Source organism: Streptomyces sp. NPDC001380, assembly GCF_042895785.1.
GTDB lineage: Bacteria > Actinomycetota > Actinomycetes > Streptomycetales > Streptomycetaceae > Peterkaempfera.
Window position 1 is genome coordinate 97,201 of the sequence record NZ_JBIAWP010000003.1, and the last position, 16,327, is coordinate 113,527.

At 73.5% G+C, this 16,327-nt stretch carries 9 protein-coding genes; 6 read left to right on the top strand and 3 right to left on the bottom strand.

From position 1 onward, the window contains the following. Positions 1-516: 516 nt before the first annotated feature. The 3 genes from rpoB (at position 517) to ACFY07_RS05320 (ending at position 8,319) form a co-directional block, all read left to right on the top strand. Positions 517-3,993, top strand: coding sequence for a DNA-directed RNA polymerase subunit beta (rpoB, locus tag ACFY07_RS05310; RefSeq protein WP_230648813.1), 3,477 nt, complete (start codon positions 517-519; stop codon positions 3,991-3,993). A 101-nt stretch (positions 3,994-4,094) separates the two neighbouring features. Continuing rightward, complete coding sequence (locus tag ACFY07_RS05315) at positions 4,095-7,988, top strand: DNA-directed RNA polymerase subunit beta' (RefSeq protein WP_230648811.1); 3,894 nt, start codon at positions 4,095-4,097, stop codon at positions 7,986-7,988. Between the two features lie 67 nt (positions 7,989-8,055). Next, complete coding sequence (locus ACFY07_RS05320; protein WP_390867493.1) at positions 8,056-8,319, top strand: hypothetical protein; 264 nt, start codon at positions 8,056-8,058, stop codon at positions 8,317-8,319. Positions 8,320-8,367: 48 nt separating this feature from the next. Here the strand turns inward: ACFY07_RS05320 and ACFY07_RS05325 are convergent, their stop codons facing one another. Then, positions 8,368-10,707 carry a helicase-associated domain-containing protein gene (locus tag ACFY07_RS05325; protein ID WP_390867494.1) on the bottom strand — a complete coding sequence of 780 codons (2,340 nt, stop codon included), beginning with the start codon at positions 10,705-10,707 and terminating at the stop codon, positions 8,368-8,370. 180 nt (positions 10,708-10,887) lie between these two features. Here ACFY07_RS05325 and ACFY07_RS05330 point away from each other — a divergent pair, with 180 nt between their 5' ends. Beyond that, complete coding sequence (locus ACFY07_RS05330; protein WP_390867495.1) at positions 10,888-12,297, top strand: sensor histidine kinase; 1,410 nt, start codon at positions 10,888-10,890, stop codon at positions 12,295-12,297. Further along, entirely contained in the window at positions 12,249-12,899 is a 651-nt protein-coding gene (locus tag ACFY07_RS05335; protein WP_230648802.1) for a response regulator transcription factor, read from the top strand. The genes ACFY07_RS05330 and ACFY07_RS05335 overlap by 49 nt, the downstream gene beginning before the upstream one ends. Positions 12,900-12,939: 40 nt before the next feature. Here the strand turns inward: ACFY07_RS05335 and ACFY07_RS05340 are convergent, their stop codons facing one another. Then, on the bottom strand, positions 12,940-14,646 hold the full coding sequence (locus tag ACFY07_RS05340; RefSeq protein WP_390867496.1) for a transporter: 1,707 nt from the start codon (positions 14,644-14,646) through the stop codon (positions 12,940-12,942). Next, the gene (locus ACFY07_RS05345) at positions 14,643-15,431 is read right to left on the bottom strand and encodes an ABC transporter ATP-binding protein (protein ID WP_390867497.1); all 789 of its coding nucleotides are present in this window, start codon (positions 15,429-15,431) and stop codon (positions 14,643-14,645) included. The genes ACFY07_RS05340 and ACFY07_RS05345 overlap by 4 nt, the downstream gene beginning before the upstream one ends. A gap of 188 nt (positions 15,432-15,619) precedes the next feature. On the opposite strand from ACFY07_RS05345, the gene ACFY07_RS05350 reads away from it, so the two are divergent. Beyond that, complete coding sequence (locus ACFY07_RS05350) at positions 15,620-16,198, top strand: DUF1707 and DUF4190 domain-containing protein (protein ID WP_390867498.1); 579 nt, start codon at positions 15,620-15,622, stop codon at positions 16,196-16,198. Positions 16,199-16,327: the final 129 nt, after the last annotated feature.

Here is a 16,327-nt window from a genome sequence, read left to right on the forward strand (position 1 = left end):
GGTTCTCTGTCGGCACGGGGGCACCGCCGACCGGCGCCCGCGGCGATCCCCGCAGCGTCCGGCCCTTGACGAACCGCACGCCGCGCGCGATTCTCAGGACGCGCGGTCACTCCGTCCGGTCCGGCGTGCATGAACCGGGCCCGTGACGGGAAGTGAACACGGCGTGAGGTGTACGGCCTTTCCGAGGGGCCGTACGACAGGCAGGAACCGCCCTGCGGACCGCCCCGACGGGGGCGGTCGGCACGAGGGAGGGAGTCTCCGATTCGGCCTCCGGATCAGAGCTGGACAGCAGTGTGCCGAATGGCTACACTGTCCCTTTGCGCTGCCTGTTAGCTGCTCCGTGACTCGTCGCCCGGAGTTCGCACTGCCCTGAACAGGGGTGGCATCCCGACCGAAACTCTTCCCGACCAGGAGAAACCTCCTGGTGGTGAGGGGTCTGCGAGGTCGGGGGCCGGTCCTGGGAAGGTCGGGCCCGGTACGCGCGTAGTGAGTCCGAGCCCTCGGAAGGACCCCCTCTTGGCCGCCTCGCGCAACGCCTCGAACAACTCCGCCTCCACCGCACCCCTGCGTGTCTCCTTCGCGAAGATCCGCGAGCCTCTCGAGGTACCCAACCTCCTCGCCCTGCAGACCGAGAGCTTCGACTGGCTGCTCGGCAACGCGGCGTGGAAGGCCCGTGTCGAGAGCGCCCTCGCGAACGGACACGACGTCCCCACCAAGTCCGGCCTCGAGGAGATCTTCGAGGAGATCTCGCCGATCGAGGACTTCTCCGGCTCCATGTCGCTGACCTTCCGCGACCACCGTTTCGAGCCGCCGAAGAACTCCATCGACGAGTGCAAGGAGCGCGACTTCACCTACGCCGCGCCGCTCTTCGTCACCGCCGAGTTCACCAACAACGAGACCGGCGAGATCAAGTCGCAGACGGTCTTCATGGGCGACTTCCCGCTCATGACCAACAAGGGCACCTTCGTCATCAACGGCACCGAGCGTGTCGTGGTGTCGCAGCTGGTCCGCTCCCCGGGCGTCTACTTCGACTCGTCGCTCGACAAGACCTCCGACAAGGACGTCTTCTCCGCCAAGGTCATCCCCTCCCGCGGTGCCTGGCTGGAGATGGAGATCGACAAGCGCGACATGGTCGGCGTCCGCATCGACCGCAAGCGCAAGCAGTCCGTCACCGTGCTGCTGAAGGCCCTCGGCTGGACCAACGAGATGATCCTCGAGGAGTTCGGCGAGTACGAGTCGATGCGCGCCACCCTGGAGAAGGACCACACCCAGGGCCAGGACGACGCGCTGCTGGACATCTACCGCAAGCTGCGCCCGGGCGAGCCGCCGACCAAGGAGGCCGCCCAGACCCTGCTGGAGAACCTCTACTTCAACCCGAAGCGCTACGACCTCGCCAAGGTCGGCCGCTACAAGGTCAACCGCAAGCTCGGCATCGACGAGTCCCTGGACTCCGGCGTGCTCACCGAGCAGGACGTCATCGCCACCATCAAGTACCTGGTCAAGCTGCACGCCGGCGAGACCGAGTGGGTGGACGCCGAGGAGGGTCGCGACATCGTCGTCGAGGTCGACGACATCGACCACTTCGGCAACCGCCGCCTGCGCAACGTCGGCGAGCTCATCCAGAACCAGGTCCGCACCGGCCTGGCCCGCATGGAGCGCGTCGTCCGCGAGCGGATGACCACCCAGGACGTCGAGGCGATCACGCCGCAGACCCTGATCAACATCCGGCCGGTCGTCGCCTCCATCAAGGAGTTCTTCGGCACCAGCCAGCTGTCCCAGTTCATGGACCAGACGAACCCGCTGTCGGGCCTGACCCACAAGCGCCGTCTCTCCGCGCTGGGCCCCGGCGGTCTGTCCCGTGAGCGGGCCGGCTTCGAGGTCCGCGACGTGCACCCGTCGCACTACGGCCGCATGTGCCCGATCGAGACCCCCGAAGGCCCGAACATCGGCCTGATCGGCTCGCTCGCCTCCTACGGCCGGGTCAACGCCTTCGGCTTCGTCGAGACCCCGTACCGCAAGGTCGTCGACGGTGTGGTCACCGAGCAGGTGGACTACCTCACCGCCGACGAGGAGGACCGCTTCGTCATCGCGCAGGCCAACGCCCCGCTGACCGACGAGCTGACCTTCGCCGAGCCCCGTGTCCTCGTCCGCCGCCGCGGCGGCGAGATCGACTACATCCCGGGCACCGAGGTCGACTACATGGACGTCTCGCCGCGCCAGATGGTGTCGGTCGCGACCGCCATGATCCCCTTCCTCGAGCACGACGACGCCAACCGCGCGCTCATGGGCTCGAACATGATGCGCCAGGCCGTCCCGCTGCTGAAGAGCGAGGCGCCGCTGGTCGGCACCGGCATGGAGTACCGCGCCGCCGTCGACGCCGCCGACGTCATCGCCGCCGAGAAGGCCGGTGTGGTCCAGGAGGTCTCCGCGGACTACATCACCGTCGCCAACGACGACGGCACCTACACCACCTACCGGGTGGCCAAGTTCACGCGCTCCAACCAGGGCACCGCCTTCAACCAGAAGGTGATCGTGGACGAGGGCGCCCGCATCGAGGTCGGCCAGGTGCTGGCCGACGGTCCCTGCACCGACGAGGGCGAGATGGCCCTCGGCAAGAACCTGCTCGTGGCGTTCATGCCGTGGGAGGGCCACAACTACGAGGACGCGATCATCCTGTCGCAGCGCCTCGTGCAGGACGACGTCCTCTCCTCGATCCACATCGAGGAGCACGAGGTCGACGCCCGCGACACCAAGCTGGGCCCCGAGGAGATCACCCGGGACATCCCGAACGTCTCCGAGGAGGTCCTCGCCGACCTCGACGAGCGCGGCATCATCCGCATCGGCGCCGACGTCGTCACCGGCGACATTCTGGTCGGCAAGGTCACGCCCAAGGGCGAGACCGAGCTGACCCCGGAGGAGCGCCTCCTCCGCGCGATCTTCGGCGAGAAGGCGCGCGAGGTCCGCGACACCTCGCTGAAGGTGCCGCACGGCGAGTCCGGCAAGGTCATCGGCGTCCGCGTCTTCGACCGCGAGGAGGGCGACGAGCTTCCCCCCGGCGTCAACCAGCTGGTCCGCGTCTACGTGGCCCAGAAGCGGAAGATCACCGACGGTGACAAGCTCGCCGGCCGCCACGGCAACAAGGGCGTCATCTCCAAGATCCTCCCGGTCGAGGACATGCCGTTCCTCGAGGACGGCACCCCGGTCGACATCGTCCTCAACCCGCTCGGCGTCCCGTCCCGGATGAACCCGGGACAGGTCCTGGAGACCCACCTCGGCTGGCTGGCCAAGCAGGGCTGGGACGTCTCCGGCATCGCCGACGAGTGGGCCCGCCGCCTCCAGGCGATCGACGCGGACCAGGTCGAGCCCGGCACCAACCTGGCGACCCCGGTCTTCGACGGCGCCCGCGAGGACGAGATCACCGGCCTGCTGGAGAACACCATCCCCAACCGGGACGGCAACCGCATGGTCGGCGCCTCCGGCAAGGCGCAGCTCTTCGACGGCCGCTCCGGCGAGCCGTTCCCGCACCCGATCTCCGTCGGGTACATGTACATCCTCAAGCTGCACCACCTGGTCGACGACAAGCTCCACGCCCGTTCGACCGGCCCGTACTCCATGATCACCCAGCAGCCGCTCGGTGGTAAGGCGCAGTTCGGCGGTCAGCGCTTCGGCGAGATGGAGGTGTGGGCCCTGGAGGCGTACGGCGCGGCCTACGCCCTGCAGGAGCTGCTCACCATCAAGTCCGACGACGTGCTCGGCCGCGTGAAGGTCTACGAGGCCATCGTCAAGGGCGAGAACATCCCGGAGCCCGGCATCCCCGAGTCCTTCAAGGTCCTCATCAAGGAGATGCAGTCGCTCTGCCTGAACGTGGAGGTGCTGTCGTCCGACGGCATGTCCATCGAGATGCGTGACTCCGACGAGGACGTGTTCCGCGCCGCCGAGGAGCTCGGTATCGACCTGTCCCGGCGCGAGCCGAGCAGCGTCGAAGAGGTCTGACGGAGGTCGGCGGGGCCCCGCCCAGGCGAGGCCCCGCCACCCCCAAGGCCCCCATCAGACCAGACGAAAGACTCGACCCCTGAAAGAGGGCTTGACGAAAAGTGCTCGACGTCAACTTCTTCGATGAGCTGCGCATCGGCCTGGCCACCGCCGACGACATCCGCCAGTGGTCCCACGGCGAGGTCAAGAAGCCCGAGACCATCAACTACCGCACCCTGAAGCCGGAAAAGGACGGGCTCTTCTGCGAGAAGATCTTCGGCCCCACCCGGGACTGGGAGTGCTACTGCGGCAAGTACAAGCGCGTCCGCTTCAAGGGCATCATCTGTGAGCGCTGCGGCGTCGAGGTGACCCGCGCCAAGGTGCGCCGCGAGCGGATGGGCCACATCGAGCTGGCCGCCCCCGTCACGCACATCTGGTACTTCAAGGGCGTGCCGAGCCGGCTCGGCTACCTCCTCGACCTGGCGCCGAAGGACCTCGAGAAGGTCATCTACTTCGCCGCCTACATGATCACCTGGGTGGACGACGAGCGCCGCACCCGCGACCTGCCGTCGCTGGAGGCCCACGTCTCCGTCGAGCGCCAGCAGATCGAGCAGCGCCGCGACTCCGACCTGGAGGCCCGCGCCAAGAAGCTCGAGTCCGACCTGGGCGAGCTGGAGGCCGAGGGCGCCAAGGCCGACGTGCGCCGCAAGGTGCGCGAGGGCGCCGAGCGCGAGATGAAGCAGCTGCGCGACCGCGCCCAGCGCGAGCTGGACCGCCTCGACGAGGTGTGGAGCCGCTTCAAGAACCTCAAGGTCCAGGACCTCGAGGGCGACGAGCTGCTCTACCGCGAGCTGCGCGACCGCTTCGGCACCTACTTCTCCGGTGCGATGGGCGCCGCGGCGCTGCAGAAGCGCCTGGAGTCCTTCGACCTCGAGGAGGAGGCCGAGCGCCTCCGCGAGATCATCAAGACCGGCAAGGGCCAGAAGAAGACCCGCGCGCTCAAGCGCCTCAAGGTCGTCTCCGCGTTCCTGCAGACCCGCAACAAGCCCAACGGCATGGTGCTGGACTGCGTCCCGGTCATCCCGCCGGACCTGCGTCCGATGGTGCAGCTGGACGGCGGCCGCTTCGCGACCTCCGACCTGAACGACCTGTACCGCCGCGTGATCAACCGGAACAACCGCCTCAAGCGGCTCCTCGACCTCGGCGCGCCCGAGATCATCGTCAACAACGAGAAGCGCATGCTGCAGGAGGCCGTCGACGCGCTGTTCGACAACGGCCGCCGCGGCCGGCCGGTCACCGGCCCGGGCAACCGCCCGTTGAAGTCGCTCTCCGACATGCTCAAGGGCAAGCAGGGCCGCTTCCGGCAGAACCTGCTCGGCAAGCGCGTCGACTACTCGGCCCGCTCCGTCATCGTCGTCGGCCCGCAGCTCAAGCTGCACCAGTGCGGCCTGCCCAAGGCCATGGCGCTGGAGCTCTTCAAGCCGTTCGTGATGAAGCGCCTGGTGGACCTCAACCACGCGCAGAACATCAAGTCGGCGAAGCGCATGGTCGAGCGCGCCCGCCCCGTGGTGTGGGACGTCCTCGAAGAGGTCATCGCCGAGCACCCGGTCCTCCTGAACCGTGCGCCCACCCTGCACCGCCTCGGCATCCAGGCCTTCGAGCCGCAGCTGGTCGAGGGCAAGGCCATCCAGATCCACCCGCTCGTCTGCACCGCGTTCAACGCGGACTTCGACGGCGACCAGATGGCCGTCCACCTGCCGCTGTCGGCGGAGGCCCAGGCCGAGGCCCGCATCCTGATGCTGTCCTCGAACAACATCCTCAAGCCGGCCGACGGCCGCCCGGTGACCATGCCCACCCAGGACATGGTGCTCGGCCTGTTCTTCCTCACCTCCGACCGCGAGGACGTGAAGGGCGGCGGCCGCTCGTTCACCTCGACCGCCGAGGCCATGATGGCCTTCGACGCCCGCGAGCTGGACCTCCAGGCCCCGATCGACGTCCGCCTGCCCGCCGGCACCGTGCCGCCGCGCGGCTGGACCCCGCCGCTCGACGAGGACGGCGCCCCTACCTGGGTCGACGGCGAGCCCTTCCGGCTCTCCACCACCCTGGGCCGCGCCCTCTTCAACGAGCTGCTGCCCGAGGACTACCCCTTCGTCGACTACGAGGTCGGCAAGAAGCAGCTCTCGGCGATCGTCAACGACCTGGCCGAGCGGTACCCCAAGGTCACCGTCGCGGCGACGCTGGACAACCTCAAGTCGGCCGGCTTCCACTGGGCGACCCGCTCCGGCGTCACCGTCTCGATCTCCGACGTCGTCGTGCCGCCGAGCAAGCCCCAGATCCTCGAGGGCTACGAGGCGCAGGCCGAGAAGATCCAGAAGCAGTACGAGCGCGGTCTGATCACCAACGACGAGCGCAAGCAGGAGCTCGTCGCGATCTGGACCAAGGCGACCAACGAGGTCGCCGAGGCGATGAACGCGAACTTCCCGAAGACCAACCCCATCTTCATGATGGTGGACTCGGGCGCCCGCGGAAACATGATGCAGATGCGCCAGATCGCCGGTATGCGCGGTCTGGTGTCCAACGCCAAGAACGAGACCATCCCGCGTCCCATCAAGGCCTCGTTCCGCGAGGGCCTCACCGTGCTGGAGTACTTCATCTCCACCCACGGTGCCCGTAAGGGTCTCGCCGACACCGCCCTGCGGACCGCCGACTCGGGCTACCTCACCCGTCGTCTGGTCGACGTCTCGCAGGACGTGATCATCCGCGAGGAGGACTGCGGCACCGAGCGCGGCCTCAAGCTGGAGATCGCCTCCGTGGGCGCCGACGGCGTGCTGCGCAAGGCCGACGACGTCGAGACCAGCGTCTACGCCCGCATGCTCGCCGAGGACATCACCGTCGACGGCAAGGTGCTGGCGCAGGCCAACACCGACCTGGGCGACGTGCTGATCGACGAGCTGGTCCGCCACGGTGTCTCCACCGTCAAGACCCGCTCGATCCTCACCTGCGAGTCGGCGGTCGGCACCTGCGCCATGTGCTACGGCCGCTCCCTGGCCACCGGCAAGCTGGTGGACATCGGCGAGGCCGTCGGCATCATCGCCGCCCAGTCCATCGGTGAGCCCGGCACCCAGCTCACGATGCGCACCTTCCACACCGGTGGTGTGGCCGGTGACGACATCACCCAGGGTCTGCCCCGTGTCGTCGAGCTCTTCGAGGCCCGCACCCCCAAGGGTGTCGCCCCGATCAGCGAGGCGGCCGGCCGGGTCCGCATCGAGGACACCGAGAAGACCCGCAAGATCGTCGTCACCCCCGACGACGGCAGCGAGGAGATCGCGTACCCGGTCTCCAAGCGCGTGAAGCTGCTCGTCGGCGAGGGCGACGCGGTCGAGGTCGGCCAGAAGCTGACCATGGGCGCCACCAACCCGCACGACGTGCTGCGCATCCTGGGTCAGCGGGCCGTCCAGGTCCACCTGGTCCAGGAGGTCCAGAAGGTCTACAACTCGCAGGGCGTGTCGATCCACGACAAGCACATCGAGATCATCATCCGGCAGATGCTGCGCCGCGTGACGATCATCGAGTCCGGCGACGCGGAGCTGCTGCCCGGCGAGCTCGTCGAGCGCGGCCGCTTCGAGACCGAGAACCGCCGCGTGGTGTCCGAGGGCGGCCACCCCGCCTCCGGCCGTCCGCAGCTGATGGGTATCACCAAGGCCTCGCTGGCCACCGAGTCCTGGCTGTCGGCCGCCTCCTTCCAGGAGACGACCCGGGTGCTCACCGACGCGGCGATCCACGCCAAGTCGGACCCGCTGCTGGGCCTCAAGGAGAACGTCATCATCGGCAAGCTCATCCCGGCCGGTACGGGTCTGCCCCGCTACCGCAACATCCGGGTCGAGCCCACCGAGGAGGCGAAGGCCGCGATGTACTCGGCCGTCGGCTACGACGACTACGACATCTCGCCGTTCGGCGCCGGCTCCGGCCAGGCCGTCCCGCTGGAGGACTACGACTACGGGCCGTACACCGGCTGAGTCGCCCGACAGCACCGCACGACCGCGAGGGCGGCCGCTCCCGAGAGGGGGCGGCCGCCCTCGCGGCATGCGCGGGGACCTCACCGGCACCGCGTGGCACCGCGCGGTCGCGGGCGCCATCATCGGGTCATGGAGACGCCCCCCCCGGCCCGATGAGGCCGACGACAGGCTCCCCATCGAGCGGGCGGCCCCGGAACGGCGCTCCGAGGAGGAGGCCGCCGCCGAGGCCGTCCCCCGCCACCCGACCCGGCGGTCCGCGCGCTTCACCGAGGCGCTGGACCGGATCACGGCGGAGGACGGGGAGCTGCTGCGGAGACTGGCCGGTCGGTGACCCCGAGCACCGGCCCGTCCGCCCGCCGGAGCACCCGGCCTCCCGGTCTCAGCGGCCCAGCAGCTTCGCCGCCAGGGCCTCGGCGCTGTGCGGGCCGGGGCCGCCGCGCCGCACCGCGCGGGAGAGCGGCGGCATGGTGGAGGGGGCGCGTTGCCCGGGCACCCGCTCCACCACGGTGGTGCCCGACGCCGCCTCCAGCACCGGGGCGTACCCGGCGGCCCGCAGGGCGGCCAGTGCGGCGTCCGGCTCGGCGGCGCTGACCAGGACGGTCGGGGCGATCCGGCGCAGGCCCAGCCTCGCGAGGACGCGGGAGCGGGACAGCTCCAGCACCAGCGCCTCGTCGTCGGACCGGACGCAGCAGGCGGAGCGGACCACCCGCATCCGGCCGTGGGTGCGGGCGGCGTCCTTGACCAGGTACTCCAGCGGCTGCGGCAGCGCCCGCCCGTCGGCGGAGGCCGCCGCGAGCCGCTCCAGCAGGTCGGCCGCGTCGAGGCCGCCGTCCAGGGCACGGCGCACCGAGGCGGCGCTGATCCGCCACACCATGGCGTGGCCCTCCGACTCGCGGACCGCGCAGGAGGAGAGCAGGTCGGTCAGCTCGGGGGAGGCGGCCCCCGCAACGACGGCCGTCAGGTCCGCCTGGAAGCGCGCCGTGGTCTGCGGCGGGGGCAGCAGCTCCGCGAGCGCCTCGGTGAGCCGCCGCACCGCGGCGTCGACCGCCGGCTCCGCGTCCAGCCGGGGCCCGGCACCGGGAACGGCGGGGAACCACCGGTCCGCGCCGGAGTCCAGCAGCCCGCGCACGGCGTGCCCGACCGGGGTGAGCGCCCCGTGGGCGACCACGCCCAGCAGCTCCGCCTCGGCGAGGGTCGCCCGCGCCCGCTCCTCCGGGAAGGCCCCGGCGAACTCCAGCGGTCGCCGCCACGCCACCGCGTCCCGCAGGGAGTCCGCCCCCGCCGGTCCCAGTCCGCGGCCGCCGGGGAGGTCGGCCAGGGCGTCCAGCAGCACCCTGCGCACGGTCACCGCGCCCGGGTCCTGCGGGCCGACCAGCGCCACCGGGGTACCGTCCTCCTCCGGCCAGTGGGTGAAGACCTCCGGCACCACCGCCCAGGTCGCCAGCAGCGGCAGCAGCCGCCCGGCCGGCGGCTCCGCCAGCCACGCGTCGTACCGCGCGGTCGGCAGCAGCCGGGCCGCGGGCTGCGGCGGCGGCGCGGACCGGCGGCCGCGGGTCCTCGGCGGCGGCTCCTCCTCCACGGGGGCCAGCAGGTCGGCGTTGGCCGCCAGGTCCAGCCACAGCCTCGCCTGCTCCTCGGGGACGCCGGCCGCCTTCGCCAGCCGCCGGGTGTCCCGCACCGCGATCCCGCCCGCCTTCCGCAGCGAGGGCGGCTGCTCCGCCACCGCCCGCAGCAGCAGCTCCGCCCGGGCGGCCGCCGCGGCTGCGGCGGCCTGTGCCTCGTCCGCGGCCCGCGCGGGCAGCGGCACCAGCCCGGCTGCCCGGGGCGGAAGGGCGTCGAACGTCCAGGCGTCCCCGTCCTCGCGCAGTGCCTCGGCGACCTCGCGCACCAGCTCCACCAGGTCGGTGCCTACGGGGACCACCATGCCCCGTGCCGCCAGCCAGTCTGTGCCCGGGTCGCCGGACCCGCCGGGCCGGAACGCGAACTTCGTGCGGCCCGCGACGTAGTAGCCGTACTGCGCCGTGAAGCAGCGGGTCAGCAGCGCCGGCGGCCCGGGCACCAGCTGCTCCAGCAGGTCCAGCGCCTCCTGCGGTGCCTCGGAGACGAGCGCCCGCACCGCCGTCCGGTCACCGAGCACCGCCGCGACCGCCCGCTGCGCCTCGTCCCGGTTGCGGGCCTTCGGCAGCCCCAGTTCGGCCGCGATCGCGTGGATCTCGCCCGCGTTGAAGGCATCGCCCAGCAGGGCGGCGGCCGGCCTGCCGAGTCCCCGCAGCCGCGCGGACCGGCGGTGCACCAGTGCGGGCACCGCCACGTCGGCGCCGTGCGGCGGCAGGACGAGCGCCCGCGCCGCCAGGCGGTCGAGGCACTCCTCCGCGGCCTGCCGGGAGGGCCTGTCCCGGGCCAGGGCGTCCAGCAGTGCGGCACGGGGGACGGCCCGCTCCGCGGGGTCGGTGCCGCTCGCGTCCCACGGCCCGTACCGCCGGTCGGCCAGCCCCGCCGCGGCCGTGAGCACCTGCAGCTCCGGCAGGGTGAGCAGGCCGAGGGCCGCGGCCGTGGAGTGGTCGCCGAGCAGGTGGGCGGCGAGCCCCCGGAGGCTGCCGAGCGCCTGCGGCTCGTACGCGGCCGCCGCGGGCAGTCCACGCTCCCGCAGCAGGACGGTGAGCTGGTCGGGAGTGCGGTCGGCGAGCCAGGACGTGAGGGCGGCGGCGCTTCTGTGCATGGCACGACCCTAGGCCCGGTGAGGCCGCCGGAGTGCCGCTTCCCGGCGGCGGCCGCACCCCGGGGTGGTGCTGGCACCACCCCCGCCGAGGGGTCCCAGGGCCAGTGACCCGGCGGAGGCGGGCGCGGCAGACTGGCGCGCGACAGCGGCAGGGACGGTCGTACGGACGGGGAGCGGTGCATGAGCGTGGGGGAGCCGGTGGCGGGGGAGGGCCCGAGGGCCGAGCTGGAGCGGGTCCGGGTGTGGACGGCGGAGCGGCTGACGGCGCTGTGGCGGTGCGCCCTGCTCTGCCTCCGGGCGTTCCTCGGACCGGCGGTCCTGCTGGCGGTCCTGGCCGTCCTGCTGGCGTTCGCCGTCCAGGGCTTCGTGGGCCGCCTCACCGTCCTGCCGTACCTCGCGGTCGCAGGCTGCGCCCTGGCGGCCGCCGCCTTCGGCCTCGGCCGGCGCAACGCCCGGTGGTCCCGGCGGCAGGCCGCGCAGTGGTTCGGCGTCCGCCTCCCCGAGTCCTACGACCCGCTGCCCCCGCTGGAGCAGGGCGACCGCGGCCACTGGTGGAGCGGCCACGCCTACCACCGCCGCCGCTGGACCGCGCAGGTCTCCCGCCACGTCCACCGGGCGCTGCGCGACCCGGGCACCTGGCGCGACCAGGCGTGGCTGCTCGCCAACCCGGTGGCCGCCGGACTGACCGCCGGGGTGGCCGCCGGCCTGTTCGCGGCGGGCGTCCCGGTCACCGGACTGGCCTTCGTGAACCTCCTGGACAGCTACCCCTTCGAGAAGCCGGGGATCGCCCAGGCCCTGCTCCTGGGCCTGGCCGCCGCGGCCGCGGGCCTGGTGCTGGCCCCGTACGCGCTGCGCCTGCACACCCGCTGGATGCGGCACTTCCTCGACCCCGGGGACGGCGCCACCCGCGCGGAGCTCGCCGAGCGGGTGCAGCACCTCACCGCCAGCCGCGCCGACGCCGTCGGCGACCAGGCCGCCGAGCTGCGGCGCATCGAGCGCGACCTGCACGACGGCGCCCAGGCCCGCCTGGTGGCCATCGGCATGACGCTGGGCACCATCGAGCACCTGATGGACACCGACGCGCCCGCCGCCCGCGCCCTCCTCGCCGACGCCCGGCAGGCGTCCCACAAGGCCCTGCAGGAGCTGCGGGACCTGGTGCGGGGCATCCACCCGCCGGTCCTGGCCGAGCGCGGCCTCGCCGACGCCGTCCGCGCCCTGGCGCTGGACAGCCCGCTGCCCGTGGAGGTCTGCGCGGACCTGCCGGAGCGCCCGCCGGCCCCGGTGGAGGCCGCCGCCTACTTCTGCGTCTGCGAGCTGCTGGCCAACGCGGCCAAGCACTCCGGCGCCCGCCAGGTCTGGGTGGACCTGCTCCACCGCGCCGGGTCCCTGCGGATCACCGTGACCGACGACGGCCGCGGCGGCGCCGACCCGGCGCGCGGCAGCGGGCTGCGCGGGATCGGGCGCCGGCTCGGTACCTTCGACGGAGTCCTCGCCCTGAGCAGCCCGCCGGGCGGCCCGACCACCGTGACCATGGAGCTGCCGTGCGCGTCGTCCTCGCCGAGGACCTCTACCTCCTCCGGGAAGGCCTGACCCGGCTGCTGGAGGCCCACGGCTTCACCGTCGTGGCCGCCGTGGAGACCGGCCCCGACCTGCTGGCCGCGCTCCTGGAGCAGCGGCCGGACGTCGCCGTGGTGGACGTCCGGCTGCCGCCCACCCTCACCGACGAGGGCCTCCAGGCGGCGCTGGCCGCACGCCGGGAGATCCCGGGCCTGCCGGTGCTCGTCCTGTCCCAGCACGTGCAGCAGCTGTACGCCCGCGAGCTGCTGGCGGACGGCACCGGCGGTGTCGGCTACCTGCTCAAGGACCGGGTCTTCAACGCCGGCCAGTTCGTCGACGCCGTGCGCCGGGTGGCGGCCGGCGGCACCGCCATGGACCCCGACGTCATCGCCCGGCTGCTGGAGCGCGGGGAGCGCTCCCGGCCGGTGGGCCGGCTCACGCCCCGCGAGCGGGAGGTGCTGGAGCTGATGGCGGAGGGCTGCTCCAACTCGGCGATCGCCGCCCGGCTGACCGTCAGCGACGGCGCCGTCGCCAAGCACATCGCCAACATCTTCGCCAAGCTGGGGCTGGCCCCCACCGACGACGCGAACCGCCGGGTCCAGGCCGTCCTGGCGCACCTCGACGCGGTGCGCTGACGGACGGCCCGGGCGCCCGGCCGCTCCGGTACGGCGCTGCTCAGCGCTCCACCACGGCGGCCAGCACCTCCGGCAGCCGCCGGGGCAGCAGCCGGCCCGCCAGCCGGACGCCGAGCGCCGCCATCCCGGCGCCGTAGAGCGCACCGGCCGGGAGCACGGTCCAGGTCGGCCCGTCCGCCAGGTGCAGGGCCACCGCCGCCACGCCCAGCGGCACCGTCAGCACCACCACCCCGAGCATGGACCCGAACATGTTGCCCAGGACCAGCCCGGCCTGCCCGGGGGCGGCGTTCTGCATGGGGTTGCCGCCCGCCGGCATGGCGTACGGCAGCAGCACGCTCAGCACCGCGCCGACGCCCGCGCCGCCGCCCAGCAGGCCCCAGGTGAGCCCCAGCGCCTCCGGGAGGTCCGCCCAGCCCCCGCCGAACGCGGCCAGCACCGCCCCCAGCAGCGCCGTGGACGGCACGGCGTACGCGGCCACCGCCCGGACCCGCCCGCGCAGTTCGGCCCTGGCGTCCGCCGGACCGGCGATCGTGGCCGCCACCATCCAGAACGCGGACCCGTCCATGCCGAACAGGTTGAGCGTCTGCAGCCCCAGCACCAGGCCGCCGAACGCCACCGTGTACACGCTCATGCCGCCCTGCACCGCGGCGAGCACGGACAGGGCGGCCATCATGCCGATGCCGCTGAACACGGCCGCCCTCGCCCGCGGCTCCCGCCGGACGTAGCGCAGCTGCCGCTGCAGGGCCGCCCCGGACCGGTCCGCGGGCAGCAGCCGCGAGGAGAGGCCCCCACCGCGCCGCGCCGCGCGCACCTCGGGGGCGGCGGCGAGCGTGGAGGAGTCCGCGGTGACCATGAGCCGCTGCAGGGAGGCCCGCCACCAGCGGAGCAGCAGCACCAGCAGGCCCGCGGCCGCCGCCAGCTGCACCGCGGCCGCCGCCCACGCGCCGCCGCCCGCCGAGCGGACCGCGCCGAGCGCGCTCACCGGCGGCACCCAGCGCAGCACGGCGCCCGCCGGCTCCAGCGCCGAGAGGTCGACGCCTCCCGTGCCCGGCCTGCCGAGGACGCCCTGGAAGGCGATGTTGGCGCTCTGGATCAGCACCGCGAACAGCAGGCCGCCGAAGACGGCGAGGTCGCGGCCGCGCCGGCTGGAGAGCATCCGGGCGTTGCCCGCCGCCACCGCGCGGGACAGCACCACCAGGGTGAGCACCGCCAGCGGCACCGCCGCCACCGCCGTCGCGGCCCCGGCCGCCCCGGACGCCGCGGCCGCCGCCGCACCGCCCAGCACCACCGCGCTCAGCAGCGGGCCCGGGCCGACGAGCGCCGCCAGCAGCATCCCCCGCAGCAGGGGCGACGGCCGCAGCGGCAGCATCGTCAGGCGGGTGGGGTCGGCGCTCTCGTCGCCGGCGAAGAGGAAGAGCGGCACGCCCGCCCAGCCCAGCGCCAGCCCGGTGGCGACGACCACCGCCGCGTCGCCCGCGCCCCGGTGGCCGTGCAGGGCGGCCAGCGCGACCGCGGTCCCGGACGCCAGCAGCAGGCCCAGGGCGGAGCCGACGACGTAGGCGACGGCCCGGCCGCCGTTGCGCCGCAGGCCGTTGCGGAGCAGCCGCACCTTCAGCGAGACCACCGCCCGCACCACGTCCCGGTCGGCGGCCGCCCCCCGGGCGGGCGCCGCGACCCCGGCGGAGGCGACCCCGGCCGGCGTGTCCCCGGCCGGCGTGTCCCCGGCAGGCGTGTCCGCGGCGGTCACCGTGCGTCCCCGGGGCGTGCGCCGAGCCAGCCCAGCGAGGCGCCGGCGCCGTCGTCGCGCGCCCCGACCAGGTCGAGGAACGCCTCGTGCAGGCTGCGGCCGCCGCGCACCTCGTCCAGCGGCCCCCGGGCGACCACCCGTCCGGCGTTCATCACCGCCACCCGGTCGCACAGCTGCTCCACCAGCTCCATGACGTGGCTGGAGAGGACCACGGTGCCGCCGGACGCCGCGTACCGCTTCAGCACGCCCCGGACGGTCTGGGCGGAGACCGGGTCCACGCCCTCGAAGGGCTCGTCCAGGAAGAGCACCCGCGGGTTGTGCAGCAGCGCCGCCGCCAGCCCGACCTTCTTCCGCATGCCCGTGGAGTAGTCCGCGACCAGCCTGCCCCCGGCGCCGTCCAGGCCGAGGACCCGCAGCAGCTCGTCGGCGCGCCGGTCCACCTCCGCCGCGGGCAGCCCCCGCAGCCGCCCGCCGTACTGCAGCAGCTCCCGCCCGCTCAGCCGCTCGAACATCCGCAGCCCCTCGGGGAGGATCCCGATCCCCGCCTTGACCGCGACGGGGTCGCGCCACACGTCGGCGCCGTGGACCAGGACCGTGCCGTGGTCGGGCCGCAGCAGTCCGGTGGCCATGGACAGCGTGGTGGTCTTGCCCGCGCCGTTCGGCCCCACCAGGCCGAAGAAGCTGCCGGCGGGGATCTCCAGGTCGACACCCGCCACGGCGACCTGCTGCCCGAACCTCTTCCAGAGGCCGCATATCCCCACCGCGGCCGGTGGTGCTGCGTCCATGTGCCGCCCCTTCGCCCTCGTCCCCGACGCCCGCTGACGGGCCGTCGGCCGTCATCCTTCCCGAACGGCCCACCCGCCGGGCGCCGCCGCGTGTCACAGGTCCTCGACGGTTTCCGCTGCGGGAACGCGCGGCGGCGCCCCGTCGTCCACTATGAGGGGGACACTGGGGCGGGATCCGGAGGTGACCGATGGCCGTTCAGCCGGGGCGGGGCGCCCCTCAGCCGTGGGGGCCCTGGCAGCCAGCCCAGCAGTCCGTCCAGTCGCCGCAGGCGGTGATGCGCGCGGCGCACGCCGACCGCGAGCGCACCGTCGACGTGCTCAAGGCCTCCTACGCCGAGGGCAGGCTGACGCCCGACGAGTACGGCCAGCGGGTCGAGGCCGCCTACCGCGCGCTGACGTACGGTGAGCTCACCGCGCTGGTCGCGGACCTGCCCACCGGTCCGATGGGCGTGCCGGGGGGCATGGTGCCCGCGGCCTTCGGGCCGCCGCAGCCCCTCGTCCACCCCCAGCCGTACGTCTTCGTCCCGCCGTACCGGCCCGCGCCGCCGACCAACGGCATGGCGGCGGCCTCGATGGTGCTGGGCCTGCTCGGCTTCATGCCGTTCGGCATCGCCTCCCTGCCGGCGGCGGTGCTCGGGCACGTCGCCCGGTCCCGGATCCGGGAGTCGGGGGAGCAGGGGGACGGCATGGCCACGGCCGGCCTGGTGCTGGGCTGGATCGGCACCGCGTTCTGGGCGCTCGTCCTCCTCTTCTCCACGGCGGCCTGAGGCGCGGGGCCCGGGACGGCGGGTCCGGTCCGTGCGGTCCGGGCCGTGCGGCCGCCCGCGCACCGGCCCGTCCGTCCGTGCCGGACCGCCCGAGCCGGTCCGCCCGAGCCGGACCGCCCGTGCCCGCCG